This window comes from Lentibacillus kimchii (assembly GCF_042666895.1).
Taxonomy (GTDB): domain Bacteria; phylum Bacillota; class Bacilli; order Bacillales; family Amphibacillaceae; genus Lentibacillus; species Lentibacillus kimchii.
On record NZ_JBHTGR010000056.1, the window covers coordinates 49,266 to 63,514 of the forward strand.

The window sequence follows — 14,249 nt, forward strand, 5'->3', positions numbered from 1 at the left end:
TCGTCTTATTTTATATTGTTTATGTAAAATAAGTTTTACATCACTTTAAATTTGAAGGTGTTGTGTATATGCGAAATAGAGTAAAAGAATATCGAGAAAAGGAAGGTATTTCTCAGGGGGAGTTAGCTGATTTATGTAATGTAAGCAGGCAAACTATTAATGCGATTGAAAATAATAAATATGACCCAAGTTTACAGTTAGCATTTAATCTTGCGAAGAATTTAGGTGTTAAAGTTGATAATTTATTTTTGAACGGAGAGGAGATTTAAAATGAGGACCCGAAAAATAGGTGCAATTATAACTGGAGTTGCTACTCTAATCGTGATAGGCTATTCAATTTTTAAAATTATTACTGGGAAAGAAGTTGGATTCAATGAAGTTATAGTAATTGGGACGTTATTAATGATGTTTTTCTCTGCAATTACATGGGGAAATAAGGAAGAAAAAGACGGAATTTTACAGGAAGAAGAGCTTGGACAAAGAATTATGGAAAAAAGCTCGAAAATCAGTTATTTTATTCTATTATTCTTTATTTTAGTAGGAGTGGCTGCTGACAAATTAATAAACGGTACAATTAATGTCTTCTTATTAGGGATATTAGGTTTAGCGATGGTAATATTACCTTTTGTTGAATTTTTGGTCGCTAAAAAGTATCAGTAAATAAATATGAAACAATGACCAGGGCTATGGAAGAGGATACTTTTTAACCCTCGTTCCATACTATTTTCCGATTATCCAAAAAACTTACAGAAGCATCACACTCCTGTAAGTTCCAGTCCTACATTTTGTCCGGCGCGCTGATCCCGATCAGACTCAATCCATTGCTGATGGTCACACGAACAGCCTTCATCAGAGCAATTCGCGCTTTCGTCAATTCCGGATTGGCTGAATCGAGAACCTTTTCCGCATTGTAAAAACTGTGCAGCAAGGATGCCAGGTCAAACACATATTGGGTGACTTTATGCGGCACCTGTTTTTCCGCAGCATCAGCGATTGTCTTTGGAAATTCACCCAGTTTTTTCAGCAGATCGGTCTCTTTTTCCGATGTCAGCAGCTCCGCATCAAAATCACCGTCTCCCAGCAATGATTTTGACTCAGCCTGTTCCAGCATCGTACAGATCCGGGCATGGGCGTACTGAACATAAAAAATTGGGTTGTCATTCGACTGTGAACGGGCGAGATCCAGATCAAAGTCAAACTGTGTATCGTTTGAACGCATGACAAAGAAATAGCGCGTTGCATCGACACCAACCTCGTCCATTAAATCTCTTAAGGCGACAGCATTGCCGGTCCGCTTGCTCATACGGACTTTTTCGCCGTTCTCATACAGATTCACGGTCTGAATGATTTTAACAGCCAGTTTGTCTCCGGGATAGCCCAGCGCCTGAATGGCTGCGCGCATCCGGGCTATATAACCATGATGGTCAGATCCCCACACATTAATGAGCTGATTGTAGCCGCGTTCTAATTTATCCTTATGATAGGCGATATCCGGTGCCAGGTACGTATAGTTGCCATCCTGTTTAATCAGCACACGGTCCTTGTCATCCTCGAAGTCTGTTGAACGGAACCATGTTGCGCCGTCCTGCTCATAAACATAACCGCCATCCCGCAACGTCTGGATAGCCTCTTCCACCCGGTTATGATCATAGAGCGACTGCTCGGAAAACCAGTTATCAAAATGGACGTGAAAATCAGCGAGATCCTGCTTCAGATTGCCGAGTTCATGCTCAAGACCGTAATCTCTGAAAAAAGCCAGACGTTCATCTCTGTCAGCATTCACCCATTGGTCTCCCTGATCTTCAGCGAGGCGCTTGCCGATCCGGATAATATCTGCACCGCGGTAGCCATCTTCAGGCATTTCGGCTTCAAACCCGAGCGCCTCAAGGTAGCGCGTCTCCACTGACTGGGCGAGCTTGTCAATCTGCCGGCCGGCATCATTTATGTAATACTCCCGGTCCACATCATAGCCGGCAGCCGCCAGGACATTGCAGAAAACATCGCCATAGGCGGCTCCGCGCGCATGGCCAAGATGCAGATCACCCGTCGGATTAACGGACACAAATTCCACTTGGACACGTTCCCCCTGACCGGTAGTGGTCTGACCGTATGTCTCGCCTGCTTCCAGGATGGCCGGAATTAAATTGCCTAAAAAATCCTGTTTCATAAAAAAGTTAATAAATCCCGGCCCGGCAATTTCCACTTTATCCACACGCGCTGCTGTCTCATCCAATTCCTGGACAATATCCTCTGCAATCTGACGCGGCGGCTTTTTCGCAATCCGGGCGAGCTTCATAGCCATATTTGCAGCAAAGTCACCGTGCGCCTTATCTTTAGGTCTTTCGAGTTCCACATCCGGCAGTTCATTTTCACCAGCCAGATCCGCATTCAAAACGGCGGCTCTGATCTGCTGTTTTAATAGCTCTTCTGTCTGTGATAACGTATTGTTCATGAAACATCCTCCTCAGGCTGAATCGTCAGGATCAGCTGATGGTGGCGTTCATCCGCTCCATTCAGCTTTAATTTGTAAGACATGACCAGCTTGCCATTCTCGTCATCCGTCAGGCGCTGATAGCTGATCGACCGGGTAAAGGTCTCCATATGAATATGACCGTACGGATGCTGGTACACATTTTCCGTTAAGGCCTGCTTACGGAACTGCTGATACATCGATACCGGTCCTGTTCGTTTCACGCTCACTTTATCATAGCTGAGTGTCAGCATATTTTTCACCGTCAGGCCATCCTCGGTCGTTTCCTCGTAAGTCAGCACATCCATCGTCTGATTCGGGTAAAAGTAGCCTGTTGCCTTCACGGTATTTTCGTCGCGGTCACTGTTATCCGTTATGACTGTCGAGAGCTCAACAGCCACTTGTTGTTTCATTGCCATTTAATCGCTCCTGCATGGTATGATTCCCTATTATAGCGATAAACCCGCCTGCATTGCAATGAAGGAATATGCGAGCTCTCATCCCGCTAAACGTTCAGATACTGTCCGGTAATCCTATGACAGGTTTAATTTCCTGTATTTTTCCCCATAATGCCACTAGATACGCGTTTACCAAACAAACGTGACCAACTGTCATAAGACTTACACGAACGGGGCTGCCACTTATGAAAACGCTTTTTCATAAACTTAAGAAAAAACACCGGCTGTTCTACTTGCTTCCAATTGGTTTTTTGGCGCTGGGGGTGATGTTTCTTGCGAGCGTCTATGCTGTCAGTTTTCTCATGGGAGCGCCGAAACTCGCCAATGAACAAAATACGGTCTATTACAGTCTTGACGATACCGTTATTGGCGAAGAAACTGGTTCGGAAAACCGGCACTGGGTGGCACTTGATCAGATGTCCCCCCATCTGATTGAAGCCACACTCGCTGTTGAAGATCAGCATTTTTACGATCATCATGGTTTTGATTTTAAACGCATTGCCAGTGCTATCATGACTGATCTGAAAAATTTATCGCTTGAGGAAGGTGCCAGTACACTGACCCAGCAATATGCCCGAAATTTATTTCTATCGCACCAAAAAACGTGGTGGCGAAAAGTAAAAGAGGCGTTTTATACGATCCGGCTGGAAATGTTTTATACGAAGGATGAACTGCTGGAAGGGTATTTAAACACCATTTACTACGGGCACGGTGCTTACGGGGCCGAGGCAGCCAGTCAGCACATTTTTAACAAATCGGCGAGTGATTTGACCGTGGCAGAATCAGCCATGATGGCCGGGATTCCTAAAGGACCTGCCTACTACTCACCCTTTAACAACCGGCAAAATGCCAAAGACCGTCAGGAGCACATCCTGGATTCAATGCTTGCGCAGGGAAACATTACAGAACAAGAACAGTCTCAGGCTGCACGCGAAAATCTTGCCTTTACCGAACCCGGCGAACGCGAAACCGTATCAGCTGCGCCTTATTTTCAGGATACCGCTCTGAATGAAGCTGCTGAAATTCTCGATATGGATCCTGAAGACGTACGCTCCAGCGGCCTGGCAATCCATACAACCCTTGACACCCGGCTCCAGTCACAGCTGAAACAAAGCAGTCAGCAGGAGATCCAGCCAGGAAGTGATATCGAAATCGGCGCCATGACCATCAATCCCGATACAGGCGGGATTCGCGCTTTAATCGGCGGCCGGAATTATACGAAGAGCCCCTTCAACCGGGCCACCCATGCTAAGCGAATGGCCGGATCTGCTTTTAAACCGTTTCTCTATTACGCTGCACTCAATCACGGCTATACCCCGTCAACCACGCTGATGAGCAAACCAACGTCCTTCAAGCTGGAAAATGGCGAGGTTTATCAGCCCAGTAATTATAACGGCTATTACGCCGATGAACCCATCCCGCTTGCCCAGGCGCTGGCGCTGTCGGATAATGTTTATGCTGTTAAGACTAACTTGTATCTGGGTACAGACCAGCTTGTGAAAACAGCCCGCCAGTTCGGCATCAGCGGCAAATTGCGTGAGGTGCCTTCCCTCGCCCTTGGCACAGCAGCCGTCACTGTGGACGACATGGTGACGGGTTATGGCATGCTCGCAAACGGCGGACATGAGCTTGAAAGTCATGCTATCCGAAAAATTGTCGATCGGGACGGCCGCACCATCTACAAACGCGAAGACGGCAAACAGGATCCTGTGCTCGATCCGCAGACGACCTTTGTGCTGACACAGCTGATGACCGGCATGTTCGACCGCTCACTTGACGGGTATATGTCTGTCACCGGATCTTCCATTGCCGATCGTCTCAGCCGGACTTATGCCGGCAAATCCGGCACAACCGAATCAGACAGCTGGATGCTTGGCTACAGTCCATCTCTCGTCACGGGCATCTGGATAGGGTACGATGATAACCGGGCCATCACCCGAACAGCTGAAAATGCGTATGCCAAAGAGATTTGGGCATCGTTTATGGAAGAAGCGCACACAGGAGACACTGCAGAAGCATTTGCTAAGCCGGAGGACGTTGTCGGGATCGCGATTGACCCGGAAACCGGCAAGCGCACAACGCCTTATTGTGACACAAGCCGCACCATGTATTTTAAAGCAGGAAACGCGCCGGAAGAATACTGCCAAATCCACATGCCTGATGATCAGAAACAGCATAACGGAGATGCTGCAGAAGATACGGATGAACCAGGGTTATGGAAACGCCTATGGGACCGGCTGTTTTAAGCGCTCTAAAAAGGGCTGATCCATCTTATCGGGATCAGCCCTTTTTAAGTCCTAGTAATACATGTATCGTCCATGTATCCATATTTTACAAATACGCCGCATGGAGCACAAGGCATTCCATTATTGTTCAAAAATAAGTCATAAAATGTTCACAAAATAACACCGTAAAAAAAAGCTCGCCGGATTATTCCGACAGAGCATTTTTTAATTCATCAGAGGAATTTTTCCACATGTCGCCGCCTTCAAAATCAGCCAAAAAATCCTTCAGCAGCTTTTTGGAATGCTCATCCATATTGTCAATGGAAATTTTTCCTTTCAATGAATCCTCCATATGTTTAACATGTTCTGGCATCGACTTGTACGCACGCTTAATCGAGCGATCCACAATTAAATGACTGGAACCGACACCAGCAAAATAGGCCCCGTTTTCACCATTATCAGTGGTAACCCAGACAATCCAGTATAACTTGCCATTCTCAACAGCCTCAGGGTCACTCTGGAATTTAACACGGCGCTCCACGGCACTGCGCGCATGCATAGCCTCCATATCGACATAGGCTTTATCCTCATTCGGGTCTACAATCACTGAGGACATATTCTCCAGACTGATGGAACCGATGCCGTAACCTTCGTGTCCATCATTCGGATCGTCTTTTATAATCGTAAACTGATTGTTCTTATTCTGGTCGGACGATTGATCTGACATGGCAAGAACCCTCCTGTTAAATGTTGGTTCACATGTCAGCATATCATGTGAACACCTTTCGGCCAAAGCTTATTGCAGCGGCCTGATCTCACGGATAAAGCGGAATGCTTCATTAATTTCGTCATTCGTGTAGTTTTGTTTGGGTTTAACAGCATGCACTTTGCCCGCGACCTCATCCGCCGGCAGCCCTTCAAAATAAAGGATTGTGGAGACAAGCTCCAAAAACCGCGAACTTTGCTGTTTCAACTGAGCAATAGGCTCAGCCATATCCGGCATCGACGCCGGAAACTGCTGCAAAAAGGCTTCACCGTCTTCGGTCATTTCATAATGATATTGAACATAGCTGCTTTTCGTCTGCTTTTCCTCCGTAATAAATCCAAGATTGCATAATTCCTCAACTCTGAGGGAAAGCTCCTCCGAATAAGGGCCATAAAAGTGAAATTGATATTTTTCCTGAAACGGCACATCACATTTTTGCAGGATATAGATCATTTTCTGCAGTTTCTTTCGGCCGGTGACCGCACTGGCCGCCGCAAAAAATTGCATCAATCTGGCATGATCAGTCAGCATGGTTCCTCGCTCCTTTCCATGGCTCATCAAGGTGTAAAAGTTCCATAATTCGCTGTTTGACCGGACCATCGTCAAGGGAGCGCAAATCATCTTCCGGAAAATACAGCTTATGATCGGTCCGTTTTTTCCCGGAAATCGCATCAACAATATCCGACTGCCGCGACAGTTCTCTCAAACTGCCATCCGACATCAGCAGATTAATCGGCAGACGCTCTTCCTCTTCACCCGGACGGTAAAAGTCATACGGCAGGTCCGAAGAGGAATCAACCACAAGGTAATAATCAGGATCAATACCCGTCTCCTGAAACAGTCTGTACAATTCCTGATAATCCTTCATTTGCTGGTTCGGATTAAATTCAATGTATTTAAACAGCCGCCGGTTCATAAACCGTTCGCACAGATCGCGCAGTACCGCATCGTCTTCTTCCTGCCACAAATGAAAGTAATAAAACACAACGGCTTCATCAAGCTTTAAATAATCGTCCAACGTCGGACGTTCATTAAAAAACGCGACAAAATGAAATGGCTCGAGTTTAAATGTATACTGGTTCTCATACAAATACTTGGCGCGGTGAAGAATCTTGGACAAAATGACTTCCGCACTTCTCGTGACCGGGTGAAAATAAACTTGCCAGTACATCTGATAGCGGCTCATGATGTAGTCCTCCACCGCATGCATGCCCGTGTATTTGATCACTGCCTGATCCTCTCTCGGGCGCATCACGCGCAGAATCCGCTCCATATCGAAGTGACCATAGCTTACGCCCGTAAAATAAGCATCACGCTGCAAATAATCCATCCGGTCAGCATCGATCTGACTGGAAATCAGGCTGACAACCAGCTGATCTTCATACGTCTTGTCAATCACATCCGCAACCTTCTGCGCAAAACCTGGCTCAGCCTGTTCAAGAATGGTGTGCACCTGTGTATCACCGCGAATAATTTGCTGGGTAAAATATTCGTGATCCAGTTTAAAAACTTTCTCAAACGAGTGCGAAAACGGCCCGTGCCCCAAATCATGCAGAAGAGCTGCACAGAGACAGAGCAGACGCTCCCCATTATCCCAGTGCTCGCGGTCTGTGAAATTGCCGATAATACGCCGGACAATCTCATAAACGCCAAGTGAATGGCTGAACCGGCTGTGCTCAGCACCATGGAACGTTAAGTAAGACGTTCCCAGCTGCTTAATGCGCCGCAGCCGCTGAAATTCCGGTGTGGCAATCAGATCCCAGATCACGCGGTCCTGGACATGCACATACCGGTGCACCGGATCTTTAAATACTTTTTCTTCATGTAATTGCTCGTCTTTATACGGCATTCATTCCACCCGTTCCTGCTCGACAATGTTATAATCTATTATATATGAGTTATGCTAGAGATAAAAGACTTAAGTAAAGGTGACATTTATGAAAAATTGGCGGGATGTGGTCACACACAGTCAGTTTCGCCTCTTCGACCACACAGAAAAAAATTATTTCCATGATATAGCGTATACCGCACTGACCTCATTTGCTGTCGATGATGCCCTGGCATTGTTTCCCGGAAGCAAAGAAAAGGTGCCGGCCCTCCGGCTTTGGGTGCATCCGGATACAATCGTTCTCGGCATTACCGATACAAAACTGCCTTATCTGGAAAAAGGCATTCATCTGCTGCATAAGCGCGGGTATCCGGCTGTCGTTCGTAATTCCGGCGGCCTGGCTGTGGCACTGGACGCCGGTGTTCTGAACATATCACTCGTCCTACCGGATGTCCGGCACATCTCCATCTATGACTGCTATGAAGCCATGGTAAGCTTCATCCGTTATGTACTGGCTGATTTAACGGACGAGATCGAAGCTTATGAAATTGCCCGTTCCTATTGCCCCGGCGATTATGATCTGAGTATTAACGGACGGAAATTCGCCGGTATTTCCCAGCGCCGAGTCAAAAATGGCGCGTCGGTCCAGATTTATCTGGATGTAGAAGGCAGCAGTCAGGAACGCGCGAAGCTTGTGCGGGATTTTTATGACGCGGCAGGAAAAGACGAAGCAACACGTTTTACCTACCCGGATATCGATCCTTCCGTGATGGCCTCATTGTCGCAGCTGCTCGGCAGGGATTTGCGCGTCGGCGACATTAAACGGCGCGTCCTGCATGTGTTAGACGAAGTGAGCGAACAGGTTGTAACAGATGATATTTCCGAAGAGGAGCTCACGCAGTTTGAGAAGCGGTATAAACAAATGATGAAGCGAAACGAAGACGTAGCGGCGATGCAGTGAGCCGCACTGATCCTTTGACTGAGCCGGATTGCTTCACCTCGCGCGATTCGGTGCTATGCTCGCGCGATATTTGCTGCTGCTCGCGCGATTTTCACCGCACCATGATCAATTCGATCCCCATTTAAAAGAGGCTGGGATAAAAGTACGAACCACTTGCGTGACTGAACCGCTCCGGAGAAAGACATCTTCTCCGCGGGCGGCTGGTGAGCCTCCGAAGCGCTGGCGCGCTCCGGGGTCTCACCTATCCTTTGCTCCCGCAGGAGTCTCCGTCTTTTCCTCCGCTGAATCGGAGCATCGTTCGACGCTTGAGGTATTCGCTTTCGTTTTGTCCCAGCCGCTCACCTTATTCATGCCTGGGCAGCCGTGATTAAAGCCAAATTGTAGACATCTTCGGCGCTGCAGCCGCGGGACAGATCATTAACGGGTTGATTCAGCCCCTGCAGAATCGGACCGACGGCATCGAATTCCCCAAGACGCTGCGCAATCTTGTAACCGATATTGCCGGCTTCGAGACTCGGAAAAACAAAGACATTGGCATCACCTTTGATCGTTGCATCAGGTGCTTTTTTGGAAGCCACACTCGGAACAAACGCGGCATCAAACTGGAATTCACCATCGATTACGAGCTCGGGGTCCTTAGCCTTAGCTGCCTCAAGTGCATCGACGACTTTTTCTGTTTCTTCGGATTGGGCAGAGCCTTTCGTAGAAAAGCTGAGCATAGCAACCCTTGGGTCAATTCCGAACAATTCGCCGGTCTTCGCACTTTCTACAGCAATTTCTGCTAAGTCCTGGCTGTCAAGACTTGTGTTAATCGCACAGTCGGCAAATACATATTTTTCATTCTGGCGCACCATGATAAATGCACCGGATGTCTTGTTCACGCCTGGTTTTGTTTTGATGATCTGCAGTGCTGGTCTGACCGTTTCAGCTGTCGAATGAACCGCACCGCTGACAAGGCCATCTGCTTTATTCAAATAAACGAGCATGGTACCGAAATAATTCGCGTCCAAAAGCATCTCCCGCGCTTCAGTATCGGTTACCTTACCCTTGCGGCGCTCGACAAACGCCTTAACCATCTCGTCAAATGCGGCATACGCACGCGGATTGATGATGCGGCATACAGACACATCGACATCAGCCGCCTGGGCCTTTTGCTGAATGGCCTGTTCGTCACCAAGCAAAACCGGTGTCACGATATTGGCAGCAGCGAGCTGGCTGGCGGCTGTCAGAATCCGTTCATCCTCACCCTCAGGAAAGACGATCGTTCGATCAGCATTCGTTAACTGGTCCGTTATCTGGTCAAAAAGCTGACTCATCTTACAACACCTCCATTTGCGATATTAAGTGACAAAGCGTGATCTGTAACTAGCTGTCACGTGATCGTCATCCATTATTGACAGAAGGATGACAAGCCTATCACGCCATGTTTATTACAGTCCAAATATGGTATAGTTAGCATATATCCAGACAGCCGGCTGCACGTCTTATCGTTGCTTGAACTTTGCGGCAGCTCGGCTGCACAAAGATTGAATCCCCTGCTATTTTAGCACAAAAAGGAGAGATTGTTTATGGCAGCTGAAGCAGTTACAACAATTGACGGCTGGTATGCACTTCACGACATGCGGACAATTGACTGGACGTCCTGGAAAAAGGCTTCTGCTGACGAGCGCCAGGAAGCTATCAATGAATTCAAAAGTCTGCTGACAAAATGGGAAGAAACAGAAGCTGCGGAAAAAGGCAGCCACGTGCTCTACCAGGTCGTTGGCCAAAAAGCGGACTTGATGTTCATGTTTCTGCGCCCAACAATGAATGAACTCACTGATCTTGAAACAGCGTTCAACAAATCTAAATTTGCTGAGTTCCTGCTCCCGGCCTATTCATACGTGTCCGTTATCGAAATGTCACAGTACAGCGGGACGAACTCACCTGAAGATCCCAAAGTACGGGAACGGCTCTATCCCATTTTGCCGAAATGGGAGCACATGTGCTTCTATCCGATGAATAAACGTCGATCAGGCAATGAAAACTGGTACGCGCTTGACTTCAAAGAGCGTGCACGACTGATGTATGAGCATTCGAAAACCGGTCGGCAGTATGCAGGTGTGATCAAACAGTTCATTACCGGTTCCATCGGATTCGATGACTGGGAGTGGGGCGTCACCCTGTTCGCTCATGACGCACTGCAGCTGAAAAAACTCGTTTATCAAATGCGCTTCGATGACGTAACCGCCCTTTATGGTGAATTCGGTGAATTTTTCGTCGGCAATCGTTTAACAAAAGATGCGATTGATACTTATTTAAGTGTTTAAAAAACCTGAATGTACCTTGTACGAGACCGGTGATAAGCTGGTCTCTTTTTTTGCTCAGAACTCCTCTTAGGATGCTGAACGCACGTCAGCCTACTTTTTCTGCACTTCTGTCATCATTTATGTCTGCCCCTCATATATATAGTTAGCGGAGCCGAACAAAAGCTGAAAGAAGTGGAGGGTTAGTTACTAAAACATTTGAAGTGCAGCAAACGCTTAAGGGTGATTCATTTAAAATAGAGGAGGTTTTTTGATGAGTGAGAAAGATAATAACAACAAGTATCAGACATCACAGTCCCATCAGACCTATCCGTCCAGCTCGAAGTCAACGCAGCCGGCACAGCCGAACTATTCCGCTCATTACCAGCAGCAAGCGCAGCAACCGCAATACCAGCAGCATTCTAAATATCAGCAGCATTCTAAATATCAGCAGCAGACGCCATCATACCAGCAATACCCGCAACACCAGCAACAAATGCCATCGTATCCGCAATATCCGCAGCAGATGACACCGTGCCAGCAATATCCTCAGTATCCGCAGCAAATGATGCCATACCAGCAGTATCCGCAATATCAGCAACAAATGCCGCAGTACCAGCAGTATTCTCAGTATCAGCAGCAAATGCCGCAGTACCAACAACAGATGCCTCAATATCAGCAGCAAATGCCGCAGTATCAGCAGTATTCTCAGTACCAGCAGCAAATGCCGCAGTACCAACAACAGATGCCTCAATATCAGCAGCAAATGCCGCAGTACCAACAACAGATGCCTCAATACCAGCAGCAATACCCACAGCAGCAGCAAACACCGGTGAGCCCGCCGCAGCAAAGTCAGGGTAATCAGATGCCAATGGAACAATCATACATCGAAAATATTTTACGTATGAACTATGGAAAAACAGCAACCGTATATATGACATTTGAAAACAATGAGGAATGGAACGCTAAAGTGTTCCGCGGACAGATTGAAGCGGCAGGACGTGACCATATCATTCTAAGTGACCAGGATACAGGGAAACGCTACTTACTGCTTATGGTCTATCTTGATTATGTCACATTTGATGAAGTGCTGAATTACCAATATCCTTACAGCAACCTTTCGCAAATGACGCCAGGCACCGCTAGGGAAACGTAACGAACGTATAGCAGCCGCGCCGGACTCAGCATGACGCCATAGAGCATAAGTCATTATAGCCGGTCTGGCGGTGATGGCCTGACATCAGGTGAAGCGCCCGCAGCTGAACGGGCGCTTTTAGATTTTGACCCGTAAAGGGGAATCAGTATGCGAAATCCATATGAAAATGACAGACGCATGGAAATGATAAGCTTGGCCCTTGCTGGGATCATTGGTCCCATTGCTATTTTCAAGGGCTACCCTGTTATGATCCTGTTCTGTTTATTTTTGCTGGCATTCAGCATCCTGAGTGAAGGCCTCTTCTACCTCCATATCAATAAAACCCCTGAAGGCATCAAACAATTCATTAAAGCCGGAGTGCTCGTGCTGCTGATAACGGCACTTTTCTTCCGGCTGTAAACATATCAACAATGGGGTGCCACTTCACCCTTTATAAATACTTCACGACCGCATACCCAAGCAGTGCCCAGGCGGCCAAAAAGGCGACACCGCCAATTGGTGTAACCATCGCAAACGTTTTGACCCCGGTGGTGGAATAAAGGTACAGGCTGCCGGAAAATAGAATGATACCTATTAAAAACAGCCAGCCAGCCCATAATAAGCCCATGCTTTGAATCTTAGCGAAAACGAGCCCTGTAACAAGCAGCGCCATCGTGTGAAACATTTGATAGTTTACCGCTTTTTCCCAAGTCGCCAGGGCCTTTTCCGATAAACGCCCTTCCAGCCCATGGGCGCCAAATGCACCGAGTGCCACAGCTATAAAGCCATTAATAGCACCAATAACAAGGAATAATTTCATCTTAACTCTCCTTTCGCGTCCGTTTTCATTTAAAAATCAAATAGAGAATCGCCATTCGCACCATCATGATCGTCGGGGGCAGTGGTACGCTGGGACTTGGATTCAGAGGATTGATTGCCCATCATCGCTTTCACCTCTGCCGTGTTCACATCGCGGCTGGATGCTGCAGGTGATGCGGATGAAGATGATTCAGGCGTCTCGTCCAGCAATAATTCCGAGAGCACCTGAATGCTTTCAAGGTGCTTTTTCATCGTTTTTTCATCAGCGATTGTCTGCTGAGCACTTGTTAACTCACGCTGGATTTTCTGCAGAATCGTTCTGGTTTCCACTGCCATGCTAACGTCTCCTTTTTGCCTTGATGACCACTTGTCCAATGCCATCCCAGTGTAACACACCTTTATTTACCACATACAAAAAGCCTTGGTTTGTGCCAAGACTTTCCGTTCACCCTCATCTATCACAGATTAATGCGACATCGTTTTTTCCGCTTTATAGCGTTTATAAACCCAGCACAGAAAAGCCGTTTCCTGATCATCGAGCCTTCGTCCAAGCTGCTCTTCCGTCTCTGTTCTAAACTGTGAAAAGCTTTCCATAACGCTTAGCACTCCCCCTGTGATGACGCTTAATTATTTACATTATACGTCCCGTCATCCAAGGAATCAAGAAAATCGTGCAAATTAGCAAAATCTGCGGATTATCGCCAAAATCCTCAGCCGCTTCAGTGTTCCTTATCAGTCTGCGTCTGCCGCTCTAAGTCAGCAAGGCGTGTCCGCAGTTCATTGACTTCTTCTTGCGTTGCGATCCCGAGATCTTTCGCCATATGCTGCGTCTGCTCAAACTGCTTGCTGCTCCATTCATCCGTTTTCGTTTCACCTTTATCAATAATGTCACGCATAAAACTTCTTGCCTGCTCCTGAGTCAGCTCATTTTTTTCCACCATTTCGTCCAGTTTATTAGTCACTTTTTCTTTGCCGGAGACAGCTGCTCCTAATCCAAGTAAAAAGCCCTTTTTTAAGAAATCGCTCATCGTCACCACTCCTTAGGCGTATTGATTTTAAACAAGCATACGATTGCAATGAATAAATCACCAGGCATCCGATCAGTACTCAGTGACGGATAATCCTTTACAGGTATTTTCCCGCTATTGTCTCCATTTAAACGTATGCTGTTAAACTTTCTACAAGAACCATACAGTCTGGGCTTTATGCTTCACAATTCAAAAAATGCCGAAAATCGTGTCATGTTTTGTCTAGTCAAGGGTCTTGTATTCGTTTATAATAGAAAAAAGACGAACATCGAGG

General features: G+C 46.9%; 17 protein-coding genes. 7 read left to right on the top strand and 10 right to left on the bottom strand.

The features are described 5' to 3' along the window. Positions 1-68: 68 nt before the first annotated feature. On the top strand, positions 69-269 hold the full coding sequence (locus ACFQU8_RS11835; RefSeq protein WP_382360341.1) for a helix-turn-helix transcriptional regulator: 201 nt from the start codon (positions 69-71) through the stop codon (positions 267-269). A gap of 1 nt (position 270) precedes the next feature. After that, positions 271-660 (top strand): hypothetical protein, encoded by a 390-nt coding sequence (locus tag ACFQU8_RS11840; protein ID WP_382360343.1) that lies wholly within the window; start codon positions 271-273, stop codon positions 658-660. A 118-nt stretch (positions 661-778) separates the two neighbouring features. Here ACFQU8_RS11840 and argS read toward each other — a convergent pair whose 3' ends face one another. After that, complete coding sequence (gene argS, locus ACFQU8_RS11845; RefSeq protein ID WP_382360346.1) at positions 779-2,452, bottom strand: arginine--tRNA ligase; 1,674 nt, start codon at positions 2,450-2,452, stop codon at positions 779-781. Continuing rightward, on the bottom strand, positions 2,449-2,889 hold the full coding sequence (locus tag ACFQU8_RS11850; protein WP_382360349.1) for a DUF1934 domain-containing protein: 441 nt from the start codon (positions 2,887-2,889) through the stop codon (positions 2,449-2,451). Before ACFQU8_RS11850 ends, argS begins: the two co-directional genes overlap by 4 nt. Positions 2,890-3,113: 224 nt before the next feature. Here ACFQU8_RS11850 and ACFQU8_RS11855 point away from each other — a divergent pair, with 224 nt between their 5' ends. Then, positions 3,114-5,174, top strand: a complete 2,061-nt coding sequence (locus ACFQU8_RS11855; protein ID WP_382360351.1) for a transglycosylase domain-containing protein — start codon at positions 3,114-3,116, stop codon at positions 5,172-5,174. Between the two features lie 184 nt (positions 5,175-5,358). Here ACFQU8_RS11855 and ACFQU8_RS11860 read toward each other — a convergent pair whose 3' ends face one another. The 3 genes from ACFQU8_RS11860 to ACFQU8_RS11870 all read right to left on the bottom strand — a co-directional run bounded on the left by ACFQU8_RS11860 (position 5,359) and on the right by ACFQU8_RS11870 (position 7,768). Next, the gene (locus ACFQU8_RS11860; RefSeq protein WP_382360354.1) at positions 5,359-5,880 is read right to left on the bottom strand and encodes a YwhD family protein; all 522 of its coding nucleotides are present in this window, start codon (positions 5,878-5,880) and stop codon (positions 5,359-5,361) included. A gap of 69 nt (positions 5,881-5,949) precedes the next feature. Next, positions 5,950-6,450, bottom strand: coding sequence for a YwgA family protein (locus ACFQU8_RS11865; protein ID WP_382360357.1), 501 nt, complete (start codon positions 6,448-6,450; stop codon positions 5,950-5,952). After that, positions 6,440-7,768 carry an HD domain-containing protein gene (locus ACFQU8_RS11870; RefSeq protein WP_382360360.1) on the bottom strand — a complete coding sequence of 443 codons (1,329 nt, stop codon included), beginning with the start codon at positions 7,766-7,768 and terminating at the stop codon, positions 6,440-6,442. The genes ACFQU8_RS11865 and ACFQU8_RS11870 overlap by 11 nt, the downstream gene beginning before the upstream one ends. An 88-nt stretch (positions 7,769-7,856) precedes the next feature. Here ACFQU8_RS11870 and ACFQU8_RS11875 point away from each other — a divergent pair, with 88 nt between their 5' ends. Further along, entirely contained in the window at positions 7,857-8,708 is an 852-nt protein-coding gene (locus ACFQU8_RS11875; RefSeq protein WP_382360363.1) for a lipoate--protein ligase family protein, read from the top strand. A gap of 347 nt (positions 8,709-9,055) precedes the next feature. On the opposite strand, the gene pta is transcribed toward ACFQU8_RS11875, so the two are convergent. Further along, positions 9,056-10,024, bottom strand: coding sequence for a phosphate acetyltransferase (pta, locus tag ACFQU8_RS11880; RefSeq protein ID WP_382360366.1), 969 nt, complete (start codon positions 10,022-10,024; stop codon positions 9,056-9,058). A 252-nt stretch (positions 10,025-10,276) separates the two neighbouring features. On the opposite strand from pta, the gene hemQ reads away from it, so the two are divergent. The 3 genes from hemQ (at position 10,277) to ACFQU8_RS11895 (ending at position 12,548) form a co-directional block, all read left to right on the top strand. After that, entirely contained in the window at positions 10,277-11,017 is a 741-nt protein-coding gene (hemQ, locus tag ACFQU8_RS11885) for a hydrogen peroxide-dependent heme synthase (RefSeq protein ID WP_382360369.1), read from the top strand. Between the two features lie 640 nt (positions 11,018-11,657). Then, entirely contained in the window at positions 11,658-12,149 is a 492-nt protein-coding gene (gerQ, locus tag ACFQU8_RS11890; protein WP_382360574.1) for a spore coat protein GerQ, read from the top strand. A 147-nt stretch (positions 12,150-12,296) separates the two neighbouring features. Beyond that, positions 12,297-12,548: a hypothetical protein gene (locus ACFQU8_RS11895; protein WP_382360372.1), complete on the top strand. Its 252-nt coding sequence runs from the start codon at positions 12,297-12,299 to the stop codon at positions 12,546-12,548. 31 nt (positions 12,549-12,579) lie between these two features. Here ACFQU8_RS11895 and ACFQU8_RS11900 read toward each other — a convergent pair whose 3' ends face one another. The 4 genes from ACFQU8_RS11900 to ACFQU8_RS11915 form a co-directional block, all read right to left on the bottom strand. Continuing rightward, a complete protein-coding gene (locus ACFQU8_RS11900) occupies positions 12,580-12,948 on the bottom strand; it encodes a DUF423 domain-containing protein (protein ID WP_382360375.1) in 369 nt (122 codons plus the stop codon). Between the two features lie 29 nt (positions 12,949-12,977). Then, positions 12,978-13,283 carry a YwdI family protein gene (locus ACFQU8_RS11905; protein WP_382360378.1) on the bottom strand — a complete coding sequence of 102 codons (306 nt, stop codon included), beginning with the start codon at positions 13,281-13,283 and terminating at the stop codon, positions 12,978-12,980. A 129-nt stretch (positions 13,284-13,412) separates the two neighbouring features. Further along, positions 13,413-13,541, bottom strand: coding sequence for a hypothetical protein (locus tag ACFQU8_RS11910; RefSeq protein ID WP_382360381.1), 129 nt, complete (start codon positions 13,539-13,541; stop codon positions 13,413-13,415). A 125-nt stretch (positions 13,542-13,666) separates the two neighbouring features. Beyond that, positions 13,667-13,975 (bottom strand): phasin family protein, encoded by a 309-nt coding sequence (locus ACFQU8_RS11915; protein WP_382360384.1) that lies wholly within the window; start codon positions 13,973-13,975, stop codon positions 13,667-13,669. Positions 13,976-14,249: the final 274 nt, after the last annotated feature.

Bases quoted from the DNA above. Each gene is read 5' to 3' on its own strand.
- ACFQU8_RS11835 (WP_382360341.1), top strand. From the start codon at position 69: ATGCGAAATAGAGTAAAAGAATATCGAGAAAAGGAAGGTATTTCTCAG.
- ACFQU8_RS11840 (WP_382360343.1), top strand. From the start codon at position 271: ATGAGGACCCGAAAAATAGGTGCAATTATAACTGGAGTTGCTACTCTA.
- argS (WP_382360346.1), bottom strand. From the start codon at position 2,452: ATGAACAATACGTTATCACAGACAGAAGAGCTATTAAAACAGCAGATC.
- ACFQU8_RS11850 (WP_382360349.1), bottom strand. From the start codon at position 2,889: ATGGCAATGAAACAACAAGTGGCTGTTGAGCTCTCGACAGTCATAACG.
- ACFQU8_RS11855 (WP_382360351.1), top strand. From the start codon at position 3,114: ATGAAAACGCTTTTTCATAAACTTAAGAAAAAACACCGGCTGTTCTAC.
- ACFQU8_RS11860 (WP_382360354.1), bottom strand. From the start codon at position 5,880: ATGTCAGATCAATCGTCCGACCAGAATAAGAACAATCAGTTTACGATT.
- ACFQU8_RS11865 (WP_382360357.1), bottom strand. From the start codon at position 6,450: ATGCTGACTGATCATGCCAGATTGATGCAATTTTTTGCGGCGGCCAGT.
- ACFQU8_RS11870 (WP_382360360.1), bottom strand. From the start codon at position 7,768: ATGCCGTATAAAGACGAGCAATTACATGAAGAAAAAGTATTTAAAGAT.
- ACFQU8_RS11875 (WP_382360363.1), top strand. From the start codon at position 7,857: ATGAAAAATTGGCGGGATGTGGTCACACACAGTCAGTTTCGCCTCTTC.
- pta (WP_382360366.1), bottom strand. From the start codon at position 10,024: ATGAGTCAGCTTTTTGACCAGATAACGGACCAGTTAACGAATGCTGAT.
- hemQ (WP_382360369.1), top strand. From the start codon at position 10,277: ATGGCAGCTGAAGCAGTTACAACAATTGACGGCTGGTATGCACTTCAC.
- gerQ (WP_382360574.1), top strand. From the start codon at position 11,658: ATGCCTCAATATCAGCAGCAAATGCCGCAGTATCAGCAGTATTCTCAG.
- ACFQU8_RS11895 (WP_382360372.1), top strand. From the start codon at position 12,297: ATGCGAAATCCATATGAAAATGACAGACGCATGGAAATGATAAGCTTG.
- ACFQU8_RS11900 (WP_382360375.1), bottom strand. From the start codon at position 12,948: ATGAAATTATTCCTTGTTATTGGTGCTATTAATGGCTTTATAGCTGTG.
- ACFQU8_RS11905 (WP_382360378.1), bottom strand. From the start codon at position 13,283: ATGGCAGTGGAAACCAGAACGATTCTGCAGAAAATCCAGCGTGAGTTA.
- ACFQU8_RS11910 (WP_382360381.1), bottom strand. From the start codon at position 13,541: ATGGAAAGCTTTTCACAGTTTAGAACAGAGACGGAAGAGCAGCTTGGA.
- ACFQU8_RS11915 (WP_382360384.1), bottom strand. From the start codon at position 13,975: ATGAGCGATTTCTTAAAAAAGGGCTTTTTACTTGGATTAGGAGCAGCT.